This is a genomic window from Flavobacterium limnophilum, assembly GCF_027111315.2.
Classification (GTDB): domain Bacteria; phylum Bacteroidota; class Bacteroidia; order Flavobacteriales; family Flavobacteriaceae; genus Flavobacterium; species Flavobacterium limnophilum.
The window spans coordinates 3,352,461-3,372,925 of sequence record NZ_CP114289.2 but is presented as its reverse complement, the minus strand read 5'-3'; the positions used below and the strand labels follow the sequence as shown (position 1 = coordinate 3,372,925).

The 20,465-nt window shown below is 36.0% G+C and carries 15 protein-coding genes; 6 read left to right on the top strand and 9 right to left on the bottom strand.

Annotated elements, in window-relative coordinates:
• Positions 1 to 148: 148 nt before the first annotated feature.
• The gene (locus OZP13_RS14105) at positions 149 to 1,186 is read right to left on the bottom strand and encodes a LacI family DNA-binding transcriptional regulator (RefSeq protein WP_269240772.1); all 1,038 of its coding nucleotides are present in this window, start codon (positions 1,184 to 1,186) and stop codon (positions 149 to 151) included.
• A gap of 226 nt (positions 1,187 to 1,412) precedes the next feature.
• Here OZP13_RS14105 and OZP13_RS14100 point away from each other — a divergent pair, with 226 nt between their 5' ends.
• From OZP13_RS14100 to OZP13_RS14080, 5 genes are all read left to right on the top strand, one after another.
• Positions 1,413 to 4,358, top strand: coding sequence for a SusC/RagA family TonB-linked outer membrane protein (locus OZP13_RS14100; RefSeq protein ID WP_281297562.1), 2,946 nt, complete (start codon positions 1,413 to 1,415; stop codon positions 4,356 to 4,358).
• Between the two features lie 17 nt (positions 4,359 to 4,375).
• Positions 4,376 to 5,971 carry a RagB/SusD family nutrient uptake outer membrane protein gene (locus OZP13_RS14095; RefSeq protein WP_281297561.1) on the top strand — a complete coding sequence of 532 codons (1,596 nt, stop codon included), beginning with the start codon at positions 4,376 to 4,378 and terminating at the stop codon, positions 5,969 to 5,971.
• Between the two features lie 21 nt (positions 5,972 to 5,992).
• On the top strand, positions 5,993 to 6,991 hold the full coding sequence (locus OZP13_RS14090; RefSeq protein WP_281297560.1) for a SusE domain-containing protein: 999 nt from the start codon (positions 5,993 to 5,995) through the stop codon (positions 6,989 to 6,991).
• Positions 6,992 to 7,001: 10 nt separating this feature from the next.
• Positions 7,002 to 7,751, top strand: a complete 750-nt coding sequence (locus OZP13_RS14085; RefSeq protein WP_281297559.1) for a SusE domain-containing protein — start codon at positions 7,002 to 7,004, stop codon at positions 7,749 to 7,751.
• 66 nt (positions 7,752 to 7,817) lie between these two features.
• Positions 7,818 to 10,718, top strand: coding sequence for an alpha-amylase family glycosyl hydrolase (locus tag OZP13_RS14080; protein ID WP_281297558.1), 2,901 nt, complete (start codon positions 7,818 to 7,820; stop codon positions 10,716 to 10,718).
• An 87-nt stretch (positions 10,719 to 10,805) separates the two neighbouring features.
• On the opposite strand, the gene OZP13_RS14075 is transcribed toward OZP13_RS14080, so the two are convergent.
• From OZP13_RS14075 to OZP13_RS14045, 7 genes are all read right to left on the bottom strand, one after another.
• A complete protein-coding gene (locus OZP13_RS14075; protein WP_281297557.1) occupies positions 10,806 to 12,332 on the bottom strand; it encodes a transglutaminase domain-containing protein in 1,527 nt (508 codons plus the stop codon).
• Positions 12,333 to 12,423: 91 nt separating this feature from the next.
• Complete coding sequence (locus OZP13_RS14070; protein WP_269240763.1) at positions 12,424 to 12,600, bottom strand: hypothetical protein; 177 nt, start codon at positions 12,598 to 12,600, stop codon at positions 12,424 to 12,426.
• A 2-nt stretch (positions 12,601 to 12,602) separates the two neighbouring features.
• On the bottom strand, positions 12,603 to 13,352 hold the full coding sequence (locus tag OZP13_RS14065) for a hypothetical protein (RefSeq protein ID WP_281297556.1): 750 nt from the start codon (positions 13,350 to 13,352) through the stop codon (positions 12,603 to 12,605).
• On the bottom strand, positions 13,342 to 14,037 hold the full coding sequence (locus OZP13_RS14060; protein ID WP_281297555.1) for a hypothetical protein: 696 nt from the start codon (positions 14,035 to 14,037) through the stop codon (positions 13,342 to 13,344). Before OZP13_RS14060 ends, OZP13_RS14065 begins: the two co-directional genes overlap by 11 nt.
• A 30-nt stretch (positions 14,038 to 14,067) precedes the next feature.
• The gene (locus OZP13_RS14055) at positions 14,068 to 14,691 is read right to left on the bottom strand and encodes a hypothetical protein (RefSeq protein WP_269240758.1); all 624 of its coding nucleotides are present in this window, start codon (positions 14,689 to 14,691) and stop codon (positions 14,068 to 14,070) included.
• Between the two features lie 13 nt (positions 14,692 to 14,704).
• The gene (locus tag OZP13_RS14050; RefSeq protein ID WP_281297554.1) at positions 14,705 to 16,129 is read right to left on the bottom strand and encodes a hypothetical protein; all 1,425 of its coding nucleotides are present in this window, start codon (positions 16,127 to 16,129) and stop codon (positions 14,705 to 14,707) included.
• A 143-nt stretch (positions 16,130 to 16,272) separates the two neighbouring features.
• Entirely contained in the window at positions 16,273 to 18,006 is a 1,734-nt protein-coding gene (locus OZP13_RS14045; RefSeq protein WP_281297553.1) for an O-antigen ligase family protein, read from the bottom strand.
• A 181-nt stretch (positions 18,007 to 18,187) separates the two neighbouring features.
• On the opposite strand from OZP13_RS14045, the gene OZP13_RS14040 reads away from it, so the two are divergent.
• Positions 18,188 to 18,493, top strand: coding sequence for a helix-turn-helix domain-containing protein (locus OZP13_RS14040; protein WP_269240751.1), 306 nt, complete (start codon positions 18,188 to 18,190; stop codon positions 18,491 to 18,493).
• 60 nt (positions 18,494 to 18,553) lie between these two features.
• Here OZP13_RS14040 and acs read toward each other — a convergent pair whose 3' ends face one another.
• Entirely contained in the window at positions 18,554 to 20,461 is a 1,908-nt protein-coding gene (gene acs, locus OZP13_RS14035; protein ID WP_281297552.1) for an acetate--CoA ligase, read from the bottom strand.
• Positions 20,462 to 20,465: the final 4 nt, after the last annotated feature.

The window sequence follows — 20,465 nt, the reverse complement described above, 5'->3', positions numbered from 1 at the left end:
AAACTTAACTTATTTTCGAAGTAAAGGTAAAAGTTTTGAATGCCGTAAATGTATAAAAGAATTTGGGATTTAGATTTTCAGATTTTTGAATATGTTGATTTACATGTTACTACAACGAAATAGTTTGATAAGTTATTGCTGGATGCGATTAATTTGTTGATTCTCTTTCGATGAGATGGGTTTCGATAACTATGGTTTTGTAAATTTCTTCCTCTTCTTCCTCCTCATTTTCGTCGTGTTCAGCTTCCAGTCTGTCGATAAGGGTTTTGGCGGCGATGTTTCCCATTTCTATTCCGTTTTGGGTCACCGTGGTGATGGATGGCGTGGAATATTTCGAGATAATTCCATCTGTAAAAGCGATTACGGCTATGTCTTCGGGAACTTTTATTCCCATTTTATGGGCGGTTTTGATGGTTGTCACGGCGAATAACTCGTTTACGGCAAAAACGGCGTCGATGGCTTTTTCTTCCAATAATTTTGCGATGGTAATTTCGCAATTATCCACGTTTTCGATTTTTATGATCAGGTCTTCGTCAAACGGCAATCCGTTTTCCAATAATGCTTTGGTGTAGCCGTCGGTTCTAAGTTTGCCAACGCTGACATAATCGACCGTTGTTACAAGGGCGATTTTCTTTCTTCCCTTGTCGATTAGACTTTGAACGGCTTCAAATGCGGCCAATTCGTCGTTGATGATAACCTTGTCGCATTCGATATCATCGGTCACCCTGTCAAACATGACTACCGGCATTCCTTGGTTGATTACTTCGGTTATGTGGTGAAAATCTTTTTTCTGTTGGGTTTCTTTGGAGAGCGACATAATAAATCCGTCAATGCTTCCATTGGCCAACATTTCCATATTCAGGACTTCTTTGTCGAAGGAATCGTCAGACAAACAAATGATTACGCTGTATCCGTTTTCGTTGGCAATTTGTTCAATTCCATTGATGACGGTGGAAAAGAAGTGATGCACAATTTCCGGAATAATGATTCCGATGGTTTTTGTTTTTCTGTTTTTTAAACTAAGGGCTATATTATTGGGTTTGTAGTGATAAAATTTGGCAAAAGCCTGCACTTTTAGCCTGGTTTCTTCGCCTATTTCCAAGCTGTTTCTCAAGGATTTTGAAACGGTTGAAATGGAAACATCCAGTTCTCTTGCAATTTGTTTGAGCGTAACCTTCTTTTTCATATTGTGTATATAATAAAAATCATTTTCGTAAAAAAGTTTCAAATAAATTTATGTAATCATAATTTTAAGTCTAAAAACAATAATAAAACAGAAAGTTTTCAACACTATCACGTTTTCGTAACCTGTTTGGATTTTGCTTTTGTCGGGGGCTTATAAATTTATCTAATTTTGATACTCGAAGTAAAGGTAAAATAAACAAAAAACCTAATTAACTTAAACAAAAAGTATGAAAACAATTTACAAAAAGTTGTTATTTTTAATGTTGCTTCTGCCTTTTTGTGTTCTGGCCCAGAATACATTTAGCGGAAAAGTTCTTGATAAAGTATCGGGACAGCCTCTTCCGGGAGTAAATGTTAATATACAAGGAAGCACAACTGGGGCTTCAACAGATTTTGACGGAAAATTTCAATTAGCCAATGTTAAGAAAGGCGATATAATCGTTTTTTCGTTCGTTGGATACAGAAGTGAAACCCTAAAGTTCACCAATCAACAATCGGTAACAGTATCTCTTGAAGAAGATGCAAGTCAATTAAAAGAGGTTGTTATTCAGGTAGGTTACGGTTCTGTCAAGAAAAAAGATGCAACAGGAGCCGTGGCGGTTTTGACGGCTAAAGATTTTAATAAAGGAGTTGTCGTAAATGCGGACAACTTATTTAACGGACGCGTGGCTGGACTAACTGTAAATGCCGGGGGTGGTGCTCCAGGTTCGGGTTCCACAATCCGAATTAGGGGAGGATCTTCTCTAAATGCTTCAAACGATCCATTGATAGTAATTGATGGTTTGCCAATTGAAAATTCTACAGGAACAGGTTCAACCTCTTTTTTGGCTTCATTGAATCCCAGCATAATTGAATCCTTTTCGATATTGAAAGATGCTTCGGCTACTGCTATTTATGGATCTAGGGCTTCTAACGGGGTTATTTTGATTACTACCAAAAAAGGAAGTAAAAATCTTTCGGTAGATTTTAATTCTATGCTTGGAGTTGGAAATTTAATTAAAACTGTCGATGTTTTTGATGCTGCCGCTTTAAAAAATGTTGTAACGGAACAAAATCCAAGTTTACTTTCCAGGTTAGGAAATGCAAATACCGATTGGCAAAAAGAAATATACAGACAAACCGCTTATACAGATGCCAACTTAAGTGTTAGAGGAAATTTGTTGGGGGTATTGCCTACCCGTTTAACATTTGGAAAAACGTATCAAGAAGGTTTGCGTTTGACTAATGTTTTTAACAGAAATGCAGTAGGTCTTGCCTTGAATCCGACTTTGTTCAAAGACCACTTAAAATTGCGTTTGAATGCCAATTATAGCAATGAAGACAACCGTTTTACAGACGCAGTTGAAGGTAGTGCCATAAATTTTGATCCAACACAACCAGTGTATGATCCTACCTCTAGATATGGTGGTTTTTATGAAAACCATGACCATACAACGGGAGCTTTAACACCCCAAACGACAAGAAATCCGGTAGCACAATTATTGCAAACAGATAATACGGGATATAGCAATCGTCTTTTCGGAAATTTTGAAGTTGATTACAAAATGCACTTTTTGCCAGACTTAAGAGCCGTTGTAAATGTAGGTTTTGATGAAACTCACGGGCAAACTTCTAAATATGCAGGAACTGATGTAGCTTCTTCGGGCTCGAATAATAATATACCTTATGGAACCAACGAGATTTCAAGAGGTCATAGAAAAAACACGTTGTTTGATGCTTATTTGGCCTATAACAAAACTTTCGGCAAATTAGTTTTCGATTTAACGGGTGGTTATTCTTATCAAAAATTTGAAAACAATACTTATATTCAAGGGAATCTTAATGATCCCAATTTACCAGTTACTGGAACAGGTGGATTTCCTCAATATAAAGTGGCAACACCAGTGGTATTGTTGGGTTATTTTGCCAGAACCAATTTAAACTACAACGACAAATATTTATTGACTTTGTCTTACAGACGTGATGGTTCTTCTCGTTTTGCTGAGGAAAATCGTTTTGGGAATTTTCCAGCAGCCTCTTTTGCTTGGAAAGTTAACAATGATTTGTTTAAAGACAATGAAACCGTATCTGATTTGAAATTAAGAGTAGGTTGGGGTATCACGGGACAACAAGATATAGGTGATGCAGCTAATATTTATTTGCAAAAATATGTAACGGGTAGTGGTTCTTCACAATATACTTTTGGAACAACAGCAGTGCCTATTGCCATATCATCGGCGTATAACGAGCAAATTAAATGGGAGGAAACCACAACTTACAATGCCGGAATAGATTATGGTCTATTCAAAAACAGGATAAACGGTAGTGTGGATGTTTTTTACAAAGTTTCTTCTGATTTGTTGGTAAAAGGACCATTGGCTGACGGTAGTAATTTTTCGAATGCCATATTTCAAAACGTAGGTAGCTTTACGACAAAAGGAATTGAGTTTACCATAAATGCTGATATAGTAAAATCAGATAATTTCAATTGGAATGCCAGTTTTAATGTTACTCACTTTGACAGAAAAATTGACGAATTGATATACCACAGCATTATCAGGACTGGTGACAATATTGCTGGTACTGGTACTCAGGCAAAAGTGTATCAAGAAGGTTTTGCTCCAGATTCTTTTTGGGTTTACAAACAATTATATGATGTAAGTGGACAGCCTATTGAAGGAGCTTATGAAGATATGGACGGGAATGGCGTGATCAATGCCGATGATAAATACATCTACAAAAATCAAGATCCAAAAGCTATTCTAGGATTTTCCACTAATTTGAATTACAACAATTTTGATTTGTCATTCGCTTTGCGTTCCAACATTGGTAACAGGGTTTTTAATGCCGTAGATGCCAGCCGAGCTCAATATGGCAGGCTTAATACAGGTGCTGATATTACTAATTTGCCTACATCGGTAACCGATACAGGATTTAAGACTACATCAACCGTAGTTTTATCTGATATTTATGTTGAAAATGCCTCTTTCTTAAGAATGGACAACATTTCCTTGGGATATACTTTTCCCAAATGGTTTAATGACAAATTATCTTTAAGATTATCTGCAGGATGCCAAAACGTGTTTGTTATTACTAAATATTCAGGTTTAGACCCAGAGATAAATAATGGTGTTGATGGTGCTATTTATCCAAGACAACGTTCCTTCTTATTTGGGACTAATTTAAAATTTTAATAAAATAAACTAAAGTCATGAAAAAAATAAATTTAATAGTATCTATATTTTCATTAGTAACGCTACTATCTTGTACAAATGATTTAGATGTAATTTCTACTGACAATACGGTAAAAACTCCCGAAGCCCTCTTCTCTACTCCACAAGGGTACAAGCAAGCACTTGCAGGGGTTTACGGAAACCTTTCCTTGACCGGAACAGGTGATGCCGGATCTTCCTTTTTAGAAGGAATAGACGCAGGTACCAGCCAGTTTGGACGTTGCTTGTGGTACTTGCAAGAATTGACTACTGACGAAGTGGTTTGGAGTTACGAAAATGATGAAGGAACCGCGGAACTAAATAGAAACACTTGGGGTTCAAGTAATCCAATTTTGCTAGGATTTTTTAGTAGAACGATGGCCGAAGTGGCTATTGTCAACGACTTTTTACGTCAATCTGCTCCTGAAAAATTAAGTGCTCGTGGTATTACAAATACTGCCGATGTGGCCAAAATAAATGATTACCGCAACGAAGTACGAGTTTTAAGGGCTTATGCTTATTATAACTTGATGGATATGTTTGGTAAAGCTCCCTTTTATGATGAAAATTCAGCCATCAACTCACAAGGTCCAGAGTATAACAGAAAGCAGCTTTTTACTTTCATAGAAAACGAATTGAATGCCGTTTTGCCGAATTTAAAAGCAGCCAGAACTAATGAGTATGGTCGTGTGGATCAAGGTGTTGCCAACATGATTTTGGCCAAGATTTACTTGAATGCAGAGGTTTACATTGGTGAACCAAAATATACCGAATGTTTGGCAAAATGCGCTACAATTATCTCTAGCGGTTACGGCCTGAATACCAGTTACTTAAACAACTTTAAGGCGGACAACAATACTTCGTCAGAAATTATTTTCACACTTCAATCAGATGGGAAAGTGACACAAAACTATGGGGCCACAACCGTAATTATCAATGGTCAAGTGGGTTCTGTAGAAAGTAATGGAGCTGACTTTGGAGTAGGAGGATGGGGCGGAGCCTTTAGATTAAGAAAACAATTTGTTCAAAAATTTGATGGTTCTGATTATGCAAATGATGTGAGAAACACCATTATTAGTGGTTCTAGGCCTATTGATATTACAAATATTAGTACTAATGGTCAAGGCTATGTATTGGCTAAATGGTCAAACAAAACTGCGGCTGGTGTTGCAGGAAGCAGCTCAAATTTTGTAGATACTGATTTTCCTGTATTCCGTTTGGCAGATGCTTATTTAATGTATGCAGAAGCTCAAATGAGAAAAGACGGAGCCATAAATGGAGGAACTTTGGCAAATGCCAATGCCACTTCTTTAGGTTATATTAATGATTTGCGTACTCGTGCCAAAGGAGTAACTGTTGCTTCTGCAGCTGTAACTCTCGACTTCATCATAGATGAAAGAGCCAGGGAATTACACTGGGAAGCTTTTAGACGCCAAGACTTGATTCGTTTTGGAAAATATACTACTGGTTACAATTGGGCTTGGAAAGGGAACAGCTTGAACGGAACATCTATTTCAGATAACATGAAATTATTTCCTATTCCTGCAAACTCGCTTAAATCAAACCCAAATTTAACTCAAAACACAGGTTATTAGAGTAATTCAAAATATAAAAAGATGAAAAACACAATTAAATTATTAATAGCTTTCATTAGTATTCTTACACTTTCATGTACTGAAGACGTGGAACACAAAGCGGCAGCCGAGAAAAGTTTAGGTATTAACCTGCTGGCACCAACCTCCAGTTTTAATCTTATCCTGGATGGGGCCAAATTAAACGACCTGGCTACAACTTTCGTTTGGGATGATTCTGAAAATAGTACGGCTGGCACTTCGGTAAGTTATACCATTGAAGTCGCCAAGTCAGGAACTAATTTTGCAACACCCGTGGTTATAGGTACAGCAACAACTAATCTTTATAAAGATATAACTGTTGGGAATTTAGACGCTGCAGCAAAAGCTATCGGTTTGCCAGCTCTTGTGGAAGGTCTTATGGACGTACGCGTAAAATCACCAGCCGGAGTTTCTAATTATTATACTATCAAAGTTACCCCATATCAACCAAACTGGGGTATTATTGGCGATGCCACTCCAAAAGGTTGGGATCTTAGTACTGACATGGTTTATAATGCTGCAACCGATACGTATTCAATCTCACTTGGTTTGAAAACTGGGGAATTTAAATTCAGATTGGACAATAGTTGGACGACCAATTATGGCGATGATGGAAAGAATCTATCATTGGAAGCTGGCGGGGCTAATATTCCCGTAACAGCCGGTAATTATACCATTGTGGCAAATTTTAAAACAAAAACTTATACCATTACACCTATTGTCAATGCTTGGGGTGTTATTGGAGATGCCACGCCTACCGGTTGGGATTCTGATACTCTAATGGATTATAATGCCACAACCAAAATGTATTCCATAATCATGAAAATGAAAGTGGGAACTTTCAAATTCAGATTGGATCATGGCTGGGCATCAAATTATGGAGATGACGGAAACAATTTGACATTGGATGCCGGTGGAACAAACATTGCCATAACCACAGCCGGAACTTATTACATCACTGCTGATTTTACAGGATTGAAGTACACAATCAAACAATTATAACAAGGATAATATGAAAAATACAATTAAATTTCTAATTGCTTTTATAAGCATGGCGACAGTATCTTGTACTGATTCAGTAGAAGATAGAGAAGCTGTTGCGACAAATGCTGCACCTGTATTGGTTGCGCCTGCAACGGGTTTTACTCTTGTTCTGGATAAGACTAAACCAAATGATTTGGCAACAACGGTAGTTTGGAACTATGCAGCCTATAATGGTACTGCAACTGTCGTAAACTATAGTGTGGAATTTGCAGCAGCGGGAACCAAGTTTGCTTCTCCTGTTGTAGTGGCAACTTCTACAGACAGGTTTAAAAACTTTACCGTAGGTGAGCTAAATGCAGCAGCATTAAACTCAGGATTTCCTCCTTTTGTCGAAAGTTCTATTGATGTTCGCGTAAAATCTACTGTAGGTACAACAGGTAGTGTAGTGCAAGCATCTAATTTTTATACCATAAAACTAACTCCGTATCCGGCATGGCCAGACTGGGGAATTATCGGAAGTGCTACTCCAACAGGATGGGATTCAGATACCAACTTGAATTATGATTTAAACACCAAAACCTATTCAATTACCATCAACATGGTTCCGGGTGCTTATAAATTTAGGTTGGATGATGGTTGGGGAACCAATTATGGCAGCAATAGTGCAACCGGTGGAGACTTAGTTTTAAAAGGTGCTGATATTCCAATAACTGTCGCAGGTACTTATAAGATTACCGCAGACTTTAATGCCAAAAAATATACAGTTACTAAACTTTAGTAAATGCCGTTAACCGAATAAAGGGCTGTTTTTTAACAGCCCTTTTTTTCTTAATACCAGAAAATTATGAAAAAAATTACATTTTTATTCTTGTTTTTTTTGACGATAGTAACTTCTGCCCAGCAGCAAACGGTTACTTATTCCGTAAACCCTGCTTCATTCGAGGAAACAACTGCCATAACTATTACCATCAATGGAAACAGTATAAACGAAGCCTCGTGGGGAGTTGTCGGCAATGCACTGTATATGTGGGCCTGGGCTTTTGACTTGAATGATACGACCCAAAAAGGAACACCGCTAAATGGTACTTGGAATGCTTCTGACGAAGCCAGTAGATTCACCTACAATTCCGTTTCGGATACTTATACCAAAACAATAACTCCTACAACGTATTACAACACGACAGGAATTGGAAAAATCGGTTTTTTAATAAAAGCAAAAGACGGTACAGGTGACAAAAAATCGCAAGACATTCTTGTTGAGGTAGGACTAATGAACGTAAACTTGACCACTCCATTGCAAAATAGTGCCAACATAATTGCATCAGGCGGAAGTTTGAACATTGTGGCAAATAACACCAATGGAGTTGCCAGTTATAATTTAAAAGCCAATGGCGTTTCCATCAACACCAATCCAAGCACTTCAAACTATACTTATTCCCATACGAATATTACGGCGAATCAAAATTACGAGTTGGAGGTCACGCAAGGGGCAACAACAATAATAAAAAAGTTCTCGGCAATCGTCAATCCAGGAACTGTTTCCCAAGCAATGCCGGCGGGATTGGTTGACGGAATTAATTACAATTTTGGCGATGCCACAAAGGCAACTTTGGTATTGGACGCTCCATTAAAAGATTTTGTATATGTGGCAGGAAGTTTCAATAATTGGCTGCCAACTGCCGCTTATGCCATGAAAAAAGACGATGCTTCAGGCAAATTTTGGCTGGAATTGACGGGTCTGGTTTCCGGAACTAATTATACTTATCAATATTGGGTAGTCGATGCGACTCCAATGTCCAATACGCCCTCCGTGGTGAAAACGGCCGATCCCTATTCTACCTTGGTTTTGAATCAAGACGAAGATGCTTCGATTCCAGCCGGTAATTATCCCAATCTTCCAGCTTATCCAGTCGGACAAGAGCGCGAAGTTACTGTTTTGCAAACCGGGCAAACTCCTTATGATTGGAGTACATCAACAACCAATTTCGTGAAACCGGAAAAAGACAAACTGGTGGTTTACGAAGTTTTGGTCAGGGATTTTGATGCCAACAGAAGTTACCAAAACCTGATTGACAGAATCGATTATTTCAAAAATTTGAAAATCAACGCCATCGAATTAATGCCCATAATGGAATTTGAAGGTAACGAAAGTTGGGGGTACAACACCTCTTTTCATATGGCTTTGGACAAGGCTTATGGTACAAGCGCAAAACTGAAACAGTTCATAGATTTATGTCATCAAAACGGAATTGCCGTGATTCTGGACGTTGCATTGAATCACGCATTTGGAAGAAACCCGATGGATAGAATGTGGATGAATGATCCCGACGGTGACGGCTGGGGAAGTCCATCTGTCGAGAATCCTTATTTCAATTTCTCGGCGATGCACAGTTACAATGTTGGGAATGATTTCAACCACCAACAACCCAGAACAAAAAATTATGTAAAAAGGGTCATCAAACAATGGATAGAAGAGTACAAAATTGATGGTTTCCGTTGGGATTTGACCAAAGGTTTTACCCAAAACTGCCCTTTTACGACTACTTCAACTGCCCAGGATAATTGCACCAATGTTTACCAACAAGACCGGGTGGATTTTCTTAAAGAATATGCCGATTATTCCTGGAGTTTGGATCCAACGCATTATGCCATTTTCGAGCATTTGGGCAATGACAACGAAGAGCAACAATGGGCCAATTACAGAATTGCCGAAACACCAAGCAAAGGCGTGATGATGTGGGGCAAAATGACCGACAGGTACAATGAATTGTCGATGGGTCAAACCGGAGATAAAAACATCGAAAGAATGGGTTATGACAGCCGCGGGTTTACCGGAAAAAGATTGATGGGATATGCCGAAAGCCACGACGAAGAACGATTGATGTATAAAAACCTGCAATACGGTCAAAGTTCTAATCCTGCTCATGATGTAAAGAATCTGAATGTGGCTTTGTCCAGAATGTCGGCCATTGGAGCCGTGTCACTTCTGGTTCCTGGTCCAAAAATGATTTGGCATTTTGGCGAATTGGGTTGGGAAAAGTCTATTTGGACTTGTAACAACGGGACAGTAAACACGGATTATGATGGAGGCGTGCCAAGTGGAGATTGTAAGTTGGACACGAAACCGCAACCGCAATGGGCAAACAATTGGCTTGGAGATGTCAATAGAAATAAAATCTATTTTGATTGGGCAAAAATGATAGCCCTAAAAACAACGGAAGCTGTATTTAACGGAAGTTTCGATATTCAATCCGGAACTTATACTCCAAGATTGTTTATTTGGGACAATTCATTGCCTTCCACGCAATTGAAAAATGTTGTGGTGCTTACTAATTTGGACGTGACGACCCAAAATGTCGTTCCAGATTTTCCTTATACGGGAACTTGGTACAACTTGATGGATAACTCTCCTGTTCAGGTGACAAGCACAACGGCAACCATTGCCATAGAAGCAGGTGGATTTAGGATTTATGGCAACAAACAGTCTTCATTGGGAACTGACAAGTTTGAAGTGAACGGCGAAATTTATTTGTACCCAAATCCAGCCTCGGATTATTTTACTTTAAACGCAAATAGTTCCAAAGTGGAGATTTATTCCATCACGGGACAATTGGTAAAAAGATTTAATGCTAGGCAGACAAAAGAAAATCAATTTTACATTAGTGATTTGAATAAAGGAATTTATGTGGTAAAAGCACTTGACGAAAACAATGAAATTAAAGTAATGAAGCTATTAAAGCAATAGAATTTGCTTTGTAAAAGTAAAAAGGCTGTCTTTTGACAGCCTTTTTTGTTGGCGAGATTGAAAATTGTTATATTCTGGTTGAATAATTTAATACCAATCGACACTTCCATCATTCTTTAGCAAGAAGACTTTATTGATTTTGTTCGATTCATCTACGAAAAGATACAATGTATTGGTTTTTAGACTGTCTTTTGAAAAAAGAATCCATTCGTCCTTTTTTAAATTTTCTTGAACAACCTTGCGGTAAAGTTCTGTTTTAGTCTCGAAATCCAAAACTTGGGCGTTGTTTTTTGCGTTTTTTAATTCTTTGTTCACATAATCATTCAAGTTGATGTCCTTTTTTAATCCAATTGAACTGATATATTTTATTTCTCCATATCTGTTTATTATAAAGGGTTCGTTTATTTCTTCTGTGGCAAAAAAACGATATTTGGTAAGGCAGTATAAATTGTCTTTGGATACATTCTTAAAAGTTACAGTAGTTTGATTCGATTCATAAAAGTAATCCACAGGTTTCCACCAGCCTTTGTGCCAAATGCTTAAATACAAAGGTTCTTGGTATTTCTTCTCTAAAGCAATTGCCACATTTGTTGTTTCAAAATACTCGGAGGTTACATCAAGGGAATTATCTTCGAAAAAATCGGGATGAATTATAGATTGATCCTTTTTTATGGAAGCATCAAGTACAAGAGCAAATTGTTTCCGAAGTACTTTAGGCGCATTTTTGTAGGGCAGATTAAAAAAACCTGGACCATTATTGGACAAGGCATCAAAAGGATAGTTTTTGTTTGTTTTGGTATCTAGAACAAAAACCCATTGATGTCCCACATCATTGGAGGCTCTTTTGTACCGAATGCCATCAAAACCACTTGGAATTCCCAATGCTCGAAGTGCAAAAACTACCAAATTGCACATATCGTCACATTTTCCCGCTTTGTCACGCAATAATTCAGAGTAGGAGCGAACGTTTTTTTGCTTGAAATAACGATTTCCTCCAAATTCAAAGCGTTTTTGGTATATTCTGTCCACATAATTGGCTGCGGCAAGAACAGTTGTAAAACTGTAAATTGAATCTTTTTGTGCTTTCGAAAAGTCGTTTAAAACACTGTTTCTCCACGATTCCAATTTTTCGGTATTTACTCGATAGGGTAATATGTATTCATAGAAATCGGCTTCGGACAGGTCTTTGCAAAACGGACTTTTTTGCCTTGCTTCAAACGCCCTATCAATATTGTCTATCAAGAATTGAGAAGTAATGTGCTTAGAATCTGGAAGAAAAATTTCTTTTTCATTTAGCTTTCCTCTAACTGTTGTAACAGAATCTAACCATTTCTTTTCGGTTGCTTCATTTTCAAAATTAGAAATATTGAAATCAACAGAAATTCCTTTACTATCCACCAAATCGTTGCTATAAGTGCCTTTACTATTCATATTGGCAATCAAAAAGTAAGCGGCTCGCAGCTTGTCCTGATTGTCTTCTTTTTTGTAATGGTTGATGACTGCCTCAAGTTGAGTATTGTTTTTGATTGCTTCCTTTAAAGCGTTTTTGTTTTGTTGCGAATAGCTATTCCAACCAATAAGAAGTGTTGATAGAAATAAAATAAGTTTTTTCATAATTTAGGGTAACGTAATTTGGGTTGTATAAATAGCAAAAGCACCAAGCTTTTAAATTTGGTACTTTTGCATTTTGTGTTTTACGAGATATTTATTCGTCTGAATTGTTTTTATTATCAAAATACTCCGTAGCCTTGTCTAAAAAACGCCAGACTTTTTTTATTGTAACAGCAATTATAAAAACGCCTAGAATCATTATTGCTATTGTCAAAATTTGATATAACATCATTGTTAAGTCAAAATCTTCTACTATTGTTGCATTATCCATAATTAATTGTTTTGGTTTCGAAAAGCATTAATAAAATCATCATATTTTGAGAGATTTGAAGAGATGTCTTCTTTAATTAAAAACCAATGGCTAGATTGTGGAAAAATCATTTTATGGTCTTTATCAAATTTTGAATTAAACACAAACTGGATTTTACAAACTTTTGTTTCACTATCGCTGTCTAAACTTTGGGATAATGAAAATTCTATGTTTTTTAATTCTTTTGAATAGTATATTAGCGTTGTATCAGGAGAAAATTTTTCTTTTACTTTAGGAATATAAATCTCTATTTTCGCATATTCTCCTTTGCTTTTTATGATTTTGTTTAGATTATATTTGTTTCTATTTTTAAAAAGATCTCCATCTAGAAAACCTGTTTTTTGTAATAGTGAATCGGCTAATAATTTGCGATTATTTCCTACATTTAAAGAGTCATAGAGAAAACCATACCTCTCTCCTTTTTTTATGATAAAGTATTTATACTTGACCTGTTCATCGAGTATTGAGTCTTTACGAATTTTAGATGTATGATTAGGCATCATTTCATATAGTGTGAAATTATCCTTATAAATTATGGATGTGCTGTCTATTAATTCATGAAGTTTTCCATCAATAATTGAAGGAAAACAATAGGTTGTTATTATTTTTCTAATTGGTTTTTTGTAGTTAACAAAAGAATAGAATGTTAAGGCTATAATAAGGATTAAAGCGGTTGAGGCCGCTTTAATCCTTTTGTTTGAATCAATTTGCACTAAAAGTTTTTTTAGGAGTAAAATAAAAATATCTATTTACTGGAGTGCCTGCCGCTTCAGACGTAACATTTAGGCCTAAGCTTAATTCCATTTCAGCAAAATATTTGCCAACTGTAGCAATGTGGGCTTCAGAAGTGATTGAGATAGAACCACAAATCAATGTGCCTTTGGGAGAGAGACTAGCGTGTGTAAAAGAAACCCATTCTTTAGGATAATTAGGATTACCAGTTAGTTTTGTTGTTCCTATTTCGGTACTTATTATGCTATAATACAGATTATCGTTTATACACTTCCAAGTATAAAATTTCGAATCTGTTGAAGAAGTTGTAGATAATTTAGAATTCGATGGGGAATTCACAGGTGTAATACTAATCAATTCGTCTGAAATGGCTAGGCTATTGAAAATGGCTTCGGGGTCAGCATTAGCACATTGATTTATAGGAACACAATTCCCATTAGCATCCTTTTCGTATCCTGTTGGGCAAGGTGGGCCAGTTGGATCAGTCGGATCAGTCGGATCAGTTGGTTCATCAGGCACTTCCCAGCAACTCCATTCATAATTATACCAACAACTTTTGCCAGTTTCATAACAATTAACCCAAGTCTCTCCAGAATCATAGCTATCACATTCTGAATATGTGATACAAATTTCTCTAACAGGAATATCTCCACATACTGTTTGCATTGTTTTTAAGCTTTTGTTTGATTTTAAAATTTAATTAATGATATAATCTCCAATTTCAACTTCTAAAACCCATTGTTCTTTTAATTTCTTCATTACTACAACTGAATTTTGAAAGTGCGCAAAATTTGTTGAACCAACTGTTACTGAAAACAATAGATACTTTTTATTTTTATAATAAATAGGTTCTGAAAAAGAATATATCATTGTTTGTTGCTCTTTAGGGAATAACGAACGTTCTAATTTTACAAAGACATCTTCAAAAGGTTCGAAAGTTATATGTTTATTTTTAAAATTTTCGGGTTTCCAATAACTGTTTGTTAACCACTTTTCTTTATTGTCAGAAATTGTATCCTGATATTCTTTTTTCATTTTTATAAAATCTTCTTCATTGTATAAAAGAACATTTTCCCTGTTTTCCCAAACTTTATATTTGCATAAAAAAGGATTATATTCATCGCATAAAAACATTCTTATTGTTTCATTAGTATTTATTTTTTCTTTTGTAATAATGATTTTTTCAGATTTTTCTTTTAAAGTGGTGTCTAAATAGCTATTAATGGCTTCTATTTTATCTTTTTCAAAAACATTTTTTGGTTGTGAATATCCCTCTCTGCAAATAATACCCAATAGTATAAAAATTATAAAGTTTTTCATTTTTATTTGATTTTTAATTACAAGGTTTACCTATTGGAGTTTGTGCGTTTGGTGTGCCTGCACCTTGAGTACTTCCAGCTTGTTCACATTTAGACCTATTCTCCACTCTTGCTTTTTCATTCGCTTTATTTTCAAAATGTTTTTCATATGCTGGTGTGCCATAAAGACCTCCCCAAGCTAAATCAGAATAAACTTGATAAGGAACAAGCCCATTAGGGTCGTTAATATTATTGTATTCTTGTAGAGCATTAGCAATGGCACTTACATATTTATTTGCCATTACTTCGTGGTGAACATCCTGTTTCTCATTTGGATTTAGAGGGTAATTCTTGTCGCAAAATGCTTGAAATAACGCCTCAAGATTATCATAAGCGGCAGGATTTGTTGTAGTATTATTTGTATTATCATCCACCAAACTCAAAAAATACGCATGTACTATTTCATGTAATAAATTTGCCGCTTTATATAATTTTGTTGCTGAAGTATATCTATCATTACTCATTGTAATTAAATAACAAAAAGGACTTGTCATTTTAGTTGTTGCAGGATTAGTCCCTGAATTACCACTAACCATAGTTACAGTATAAATTTTACTCGCTCCGAATTTTGTTAATATATTTGCAATATCATTATTTGTAGCATTCTTTAATTCGTTTAAAATTTGACTTGGACAAGGATCAAGATTGTTTTTAATTTCGTTCTCTATTGAAATGCCACCACCACCTTCACCACCTTCACCACCCTCATCAGGCACATCATAACATACTGATTTATAAACTGGATAAGTGTAAATTATTGTGGCAGAAGAAGGTTCAACATAATATTCTCCGTTTTCAACATAATATTCAACATAATAAACACCCATTTCATAGTCAAAAACATCTTCACAAATCGTTCTTGCTATAGCAGAGCTATTTGTTTTTCGTTTAGAATTTGTTTCAATTGGAGTGATTTTAAGGCCTGGATTTCCGTTTTTTATTCCTAATATATCTTTGTCTAGAGCCATGAAATATCCAGCCCAAATGCCTCGTTTCCAAAACGGAAGTGTTGCCGATTTGGTCATAAGATCTTTACGTACTACCATATCAAAAGTTGTTTTTCCTTCGGAGTCTTTAACTAAAGACAAAACTCCTATAACATTGTCCTTGTTAATGCTTAAAAACGGCACTAAAATTCTTTTTTTATTGTCGATAATAACAAATTTGGATTCTTTCCATAATACATCATTCTTTAAGAGTCTTCTTTCTAGCTTTTCCCTGTTGGGGCCGCTTTTTAGTTCTTGAATCACTTTGCTCAAAGTGGTATTGTCTCCGTCATAAGCCCAAACGGTTTCCGGATTGTAACTTGCTTTGTCCTCTGTGGTTTCTATTTTCTCACTGACACAAGATGCAGTTAAAAATAGTAAAAATAACATTGCATAATAAAAATGTTTTTTCATAGTTTTTTGGGGTGTTAAGTAACAGGAACTGTTTATTGTCGTATAAATACATTTTGAAATCCGTTTGTTTACAAGCCTTCATCAGTGATTCAGGAAAAACAAAAGACGACATTATATCAGTCTCACTACTTAAATGTTAATAATTAAAATTGTTTTAAAATATTTTTTGCTTTTAGTTTAATGCGTACTACTTCCTGACTGGGTATTTTTATCGGTGTTTCCATAATTTTTTTTGCATACAATTTTGCTTTTGATGTATTGTTTCTTCGGGTATAAAAATCTACTAATTCTTCCTGTGGTTTAAATAAGTGAGGACTGATAAAATGCAGTTTCAAGAGGTCTTCTTCGGTGCTTTTGTAGTTGCCTAGTTGTTCGTTTAATCGGGCTGTTTTGATGTATAATGTGGGCGTATTAATTAGCTGTTTTGCTTTTTTAAACAAGGCTAAAGCGGTATGAGTATTTTTATCTTCCATAAAAAAGCCATAATGCATAAAAAAGCCACCCTCGTTTTGCAAGCGTTGATAGGAGTAATCATAAAGAATTTTAGTAGAATCGGGGTTGGAGAATTGCAACTCGCTACCGTCTTTCCAAGCACGGAAACCTTTATGTTGGTAATTGCTTAAATAAAGCAAAAAGCAACTCGCTACACCAAACAGTAATTTTTCAAAGTTTTTATTTACACTAAAGCTATATCGCAATGGAGGGTATTCTTGCAACGCAATTTGGTTGAGCAAAAGCAATTGGAAAGGCAAGAATTGCAGAGGAAAAGAAAAGGAGGCAAAAACAATTATAGTGCTATAAAATGCTAAAGAGGCTAATGGGAAATTTTGTTTGCCGGAATTTGGAATCGTGTTTTTTGATTTGAATATCCAAAAAAGGCTTGCTAGAATTAGAATAATACCCAATATTCCATTTTCAATAATGAATTTTAAAAATTCGTTGAATGCCTGAATATTTGCTCCAGCCAGCAAAATCTCTTCTTTTGTTCCTCCTTTCGAAAAATAATCGGCTTGAAAATTCAGGTATTCCACTCCAAAAAAATTATGGCCCACACCTGTAAAGGGACGGTCTAAAAACGACAATAATGAAATTTTCCATATCAATAATCTGCCACTAATGGAGTCTGTACCTTTGCTTAAACCAATAAAAATAAAAATGGGGAGTAAAGAAAGTAGCGAATATTTAAAGTGTTTCCACTTTTTGAAACCATAATAACTCGCTAAAACAGTTATTGAAATAACCGCCGATAGCATTGCTGCCCGAGACTCGCTTTTGATGAGTACCAATACCATTAATGCGGCAACGATTACATACACTACTAATTTTACCCATTTTTCCAGAATGGTTTTTTGTGACAATTCATAAAATACCAATGATAGTATTGCGGCAATAAATCCACCCAAAGGGCCGGGATTAGGAAAATTACCTTTCATTCTCCAATATAAATTGGTGCGTTCCAGAACATCGTATAGCTCCAGCATACAATATCCACACAAGAACATACCAATACCAATGAGAAATTGATGGTAGGTTGTGATTTCTTCTTTTTTTAAACGAATTGTTTTTAGTACTATATAATAAATGACAAGAGATAAGGTGTTTATTACGTGTATTTCGTTCAATGAACCCAAATGCAAACTTCTTGAAATGGCTAAAAACAGCAATAAGGAAATTACCACAACATCAACTTTTCCTAGTTGTAATTGTTCTTTGGACGTGAAAAATAGGATTGTTGAAAATATAAGCAGGAAGAATAATCGATAGTATTCATACTCTTTGCCTATCCAAAAATCAGCATTATGATTAAAAATTAAGCTCAATGCAAGGAGCAAAGTCAAGAGAATAATTTTGAAAATGTTTCTTTTTAGGAAGTGCATTTTAATAAGTTTTTGTCTTTAAATAATAGTGTTAAGCTTTATTGATTGAGCTATTATTATTATTATTATTATTCCTGTCGTAATTTTTTTATTACAAATAAAGTTATAATTTTACGACTAATAAATGTGAAAACAACATTTGTTATGTGGATTAAACATAATTGATATTCCTTACAAAAAAATGCAGCTACACGATAAAATAAAAAGGATTCGAAAGGACAAGAAACTCTCTCAAGAGGATCTTGCACACGAGTTAGGTTTAGACCAATCGCAATATAGCAGGAGGGAAAAAGGAGAAATACCGTTTGTGCCTAATGAAATCCTTAAGATTTCAAAAGTGTTAAAAACCAGTGTGGCGTTCTTGTTTGGAGAAGAAACTACAAATAAAAATGTTTCTATTGACGAAAAACTAATACAGCAATACGAATTGCGTATCAAAGAAAAAGAAGAAATGATTACTTTACTGAAAAGTAAAATTAAATTATAAAAAAAGGCTGTCCGGAAATTTTCCAGACAGCCTTTTTTTTATTGAAATAAAACTACTAGTTTAAATTTTTCCGTCTTTTATCTCGTCCACAATTTCTGGATTCAACAAAGTGGTGGTGTCTCCAAAGTTGGAGAAATCACCTTCGGCTATTTTGCGAAGAATTCTACGCATAATTTTGCCGGAACGGGTTTTTGGCAAACCGGAAACAAACTGGATTTTGTCCAATTTGGCGATTGGGCCAATATGATCTGCAACGTGTTGATTGATTTCTTTGAAAAGGTTTTCTCTATCTCTGTATTCTCCAGATTCCTTCAAGATTACAAAACCGTACAAGGCATTTCCTTTTACTTCATGTGGGAATCCTACAATAGCACTTTCTGCAACTGCTGGATGTTCATTTATCGCATCCTCAATAGGTGCTGTTCCAAGATTGTGACCCGAAACGATGATAACGTCATCTACGCGACCCGTGATTCTGTAATAACCAACTTCGTCACGCAAAGCCCCGTCTCCAGTGAAATATTTCCCAGGGAAAGTGCTGAAATAAGTGTCTTTATAACGTTGGTGATCTCCCCAAATGGTTCTTGCAATTCCCGGCCAAGGAAATTTGATGCAAAGACTTCCCGTAACTTGGTTGTCTTCAATTTCGTTGCGTTTTTCATCCATCAAAACGGCTTGAATTCCCGGTAAAGGCAAAGAAGCGTATGTTGGTTTTGTTGGAGTTATAAAGGCAAGAGCCGAAATCAAGATTCCACCAGTTTCCGTTTGCCACCATGTATCAACCAATGGACAACGTTTTCCGCCCACGTGGTCATTGTACCAGTGCCAAGCTTCCTCGTTGATTGGTTCTCCTACAGATCCAATAACTTTCAATGATTTTAAAGGATATTTCTGTACGTAAGACAAGTTTTCTTTTGCCAAGGCTCGAATGGCTGTTGGTGCAGTATAAAATTGGGTTATTTTGTGTTTCTCGATGATTTCCCAAAAACGACTGAAGTCAGGATAAGTAGGTACGCCTTCGTACATTACTGTCGTGGCTCCATTCAATAAAGGGCCATATAAGATATAGGAATGTCCGGTAATCCAGCCAATATCGGCAGTACACCAGAAAATATCATTCTCTTCATATGCGAAAACATTCTTGAATGAATAAGCCGTATAAACCATATATCCAGCCGTTGTGTGTACCATTCCTTTTGGTTTTCCTGTCGAACCAGAAGTGTAAAGTATGAACAAAGGATCTTCGGCGTCCATGATTTCGGCCACATTATTGTCCGAAGCTTCGTCAATGAGTGGTTGCAGCCATTGGTCACGACCTTCTTTCATCGTAATTTCGGAGTTGGTTCTTTTAACAACCAAAACTTTTTCGACAGAAGGACAGCTTGTCAAGGCGTCGTCGATAATTCCTTTTAAATCAATAGTTTTTTCTCCTCTAAATCCACCATCCGAAGTGATGACCATTTTGCATTCGCAGTCGGTAATTCTTGCTGCCACTGCCGAAGCAGAAAATCCTGCAAATATAACAGAGTGGATGGCTCCAATTCTGGCACAAGCCAATACGGAAACTGCCAGTTCTGGAATCATTGGCAAATAAATACAAACTCTATCGCCTTTCTCGATACCTTGTTCGCGAAGCACATTGGCCATTTTTGAAACTCTCGTATACAAATCGTTATACGTAATATGTTGTGCAGCTTCGCTTGGATTGTTGGGTTCAAAAATGATGGCTGTTTTTTCGCCTCTTTTGGCAATATGTCTGTCAAGACAATTCTTTACGATATTTACCTTGGCATCTACAAACCATTGTATTTTGGCTTCGGCCATATCGAACTCCACTATTTTTTCAGATTCTTGGTACCAAGTAAAGTTTTCGGAAGCAATTTTACTCCAAAATTTTCTTGGTTCACGAACGGATTTATTGTAGTGTTTGAAGTACTGTTCTAGATTTTCTATTTTATAGTAACTCATAGTT

What these genes read in the sequence shown, in the direction of transcription:
- OZP13_RS14090 (WP_281297560.1), top strand. Translation starts at nt 5,993, where the DNA reads ATGAAAAACACAATTAAATTATTAATAGCTTTCATTAGTATTCTTACA.
- OZP13_RS14070 (WP_269240763.1), bottom strand. Translation starts at nt 12,600, where the DNA reads ATGGATAATGCAACAATAGTAGAAGATTTTGACTTAACAATGATGTTA.
- OZP13_RS14040 (WP_269240751.1), top strand. Translation starts at nt 18,188, where the DNA reads ATGCAGCTACACGATAAAATAAAAAGGATTCGAAAGGACAAGAAACTC.
- OZP13_RS14050 (WP_281297554.1), bottom strand. Translation starts at nt 16,129, where the DNA reads ATGAAAAAACATTTTTATTATGCAATGTTATTTTTACTATTTTTAACT.
- OZP13_RS14080 (WP_281297558.1), top strand. Translation starts at nt 7,818, where the DNA reads ATGAAAAAAATTACATTTTTATTCTTGTTTTTTTTGACGATAGTAACT.
- acs (WP_281297552.1), bottom strand. Translation starts at nt 20,461, where the DNA reads ATGAGTTACTATAAAATAGAAAATCTAGAACAGTACTTCAAACACTAC.
- OZP13_RS14060 (WP_281297555.1), bottom strand. Translation starts at nt 14,037, where the DNA reads ATGCAAACAGTATGTGGAGATATTCCTGTTAGAGAAATTTGTATCACA.
- OZP13_RS14055 (WP_269240758.1), bottom strand. Translation starts at nt 14,691, where the DNA reads ATGAAAAACTTTATAATTTTTATACTATTGGGTATTATTTGCAGAGAG.
- OZP13_RS14075 (WP_281297557.1), bottom strand. Translation starts at nt 12,332, where the DNA reads ATGAAAAAACTTATTTTATTTCTATCAACACTTCTTATTGGTTGGAAT.
- OZP13_RS14085 (WP_281297559.1), top strand. Translation starts at nt 7,002, where the DNA reads ATGAAAAATACAATTAAATTTCTAATTGCTTTTATAAGCATGGCGACA.
- OZP13_RS14105 (WP_269240772.1), bottom strand. Translation starts at nt 1,186, where the DNA reads ATGAAAAAGAAGGTTACGCTCAAACAAATTGCAAGAGAACTGGATGTT.
- OZP13_RS14100 (WP_281297562.1), top strand. Translation starts at nt 1,413, where the DNA reads ATGAAAACAATTTACAAAAAGTTGTTATTTTTAATGTTGCTTCTGCCT.
- OZP13_RS14095 (WP_281297561.1), top strand. Translation starts at nt 4,376, where the DNA reads ATGAAAAAAATAAATTTAATAGTATCTATATTTTCATTAGTAACGCTA.
- OZP13_RS14045 (WP_281297553.1), bottom strand. Translation starts at nt 18,006, where the DNA reads ATGCACTTCCTAAAAAGAAACATTTTCAAAATTATTCTCTTGACTTTG.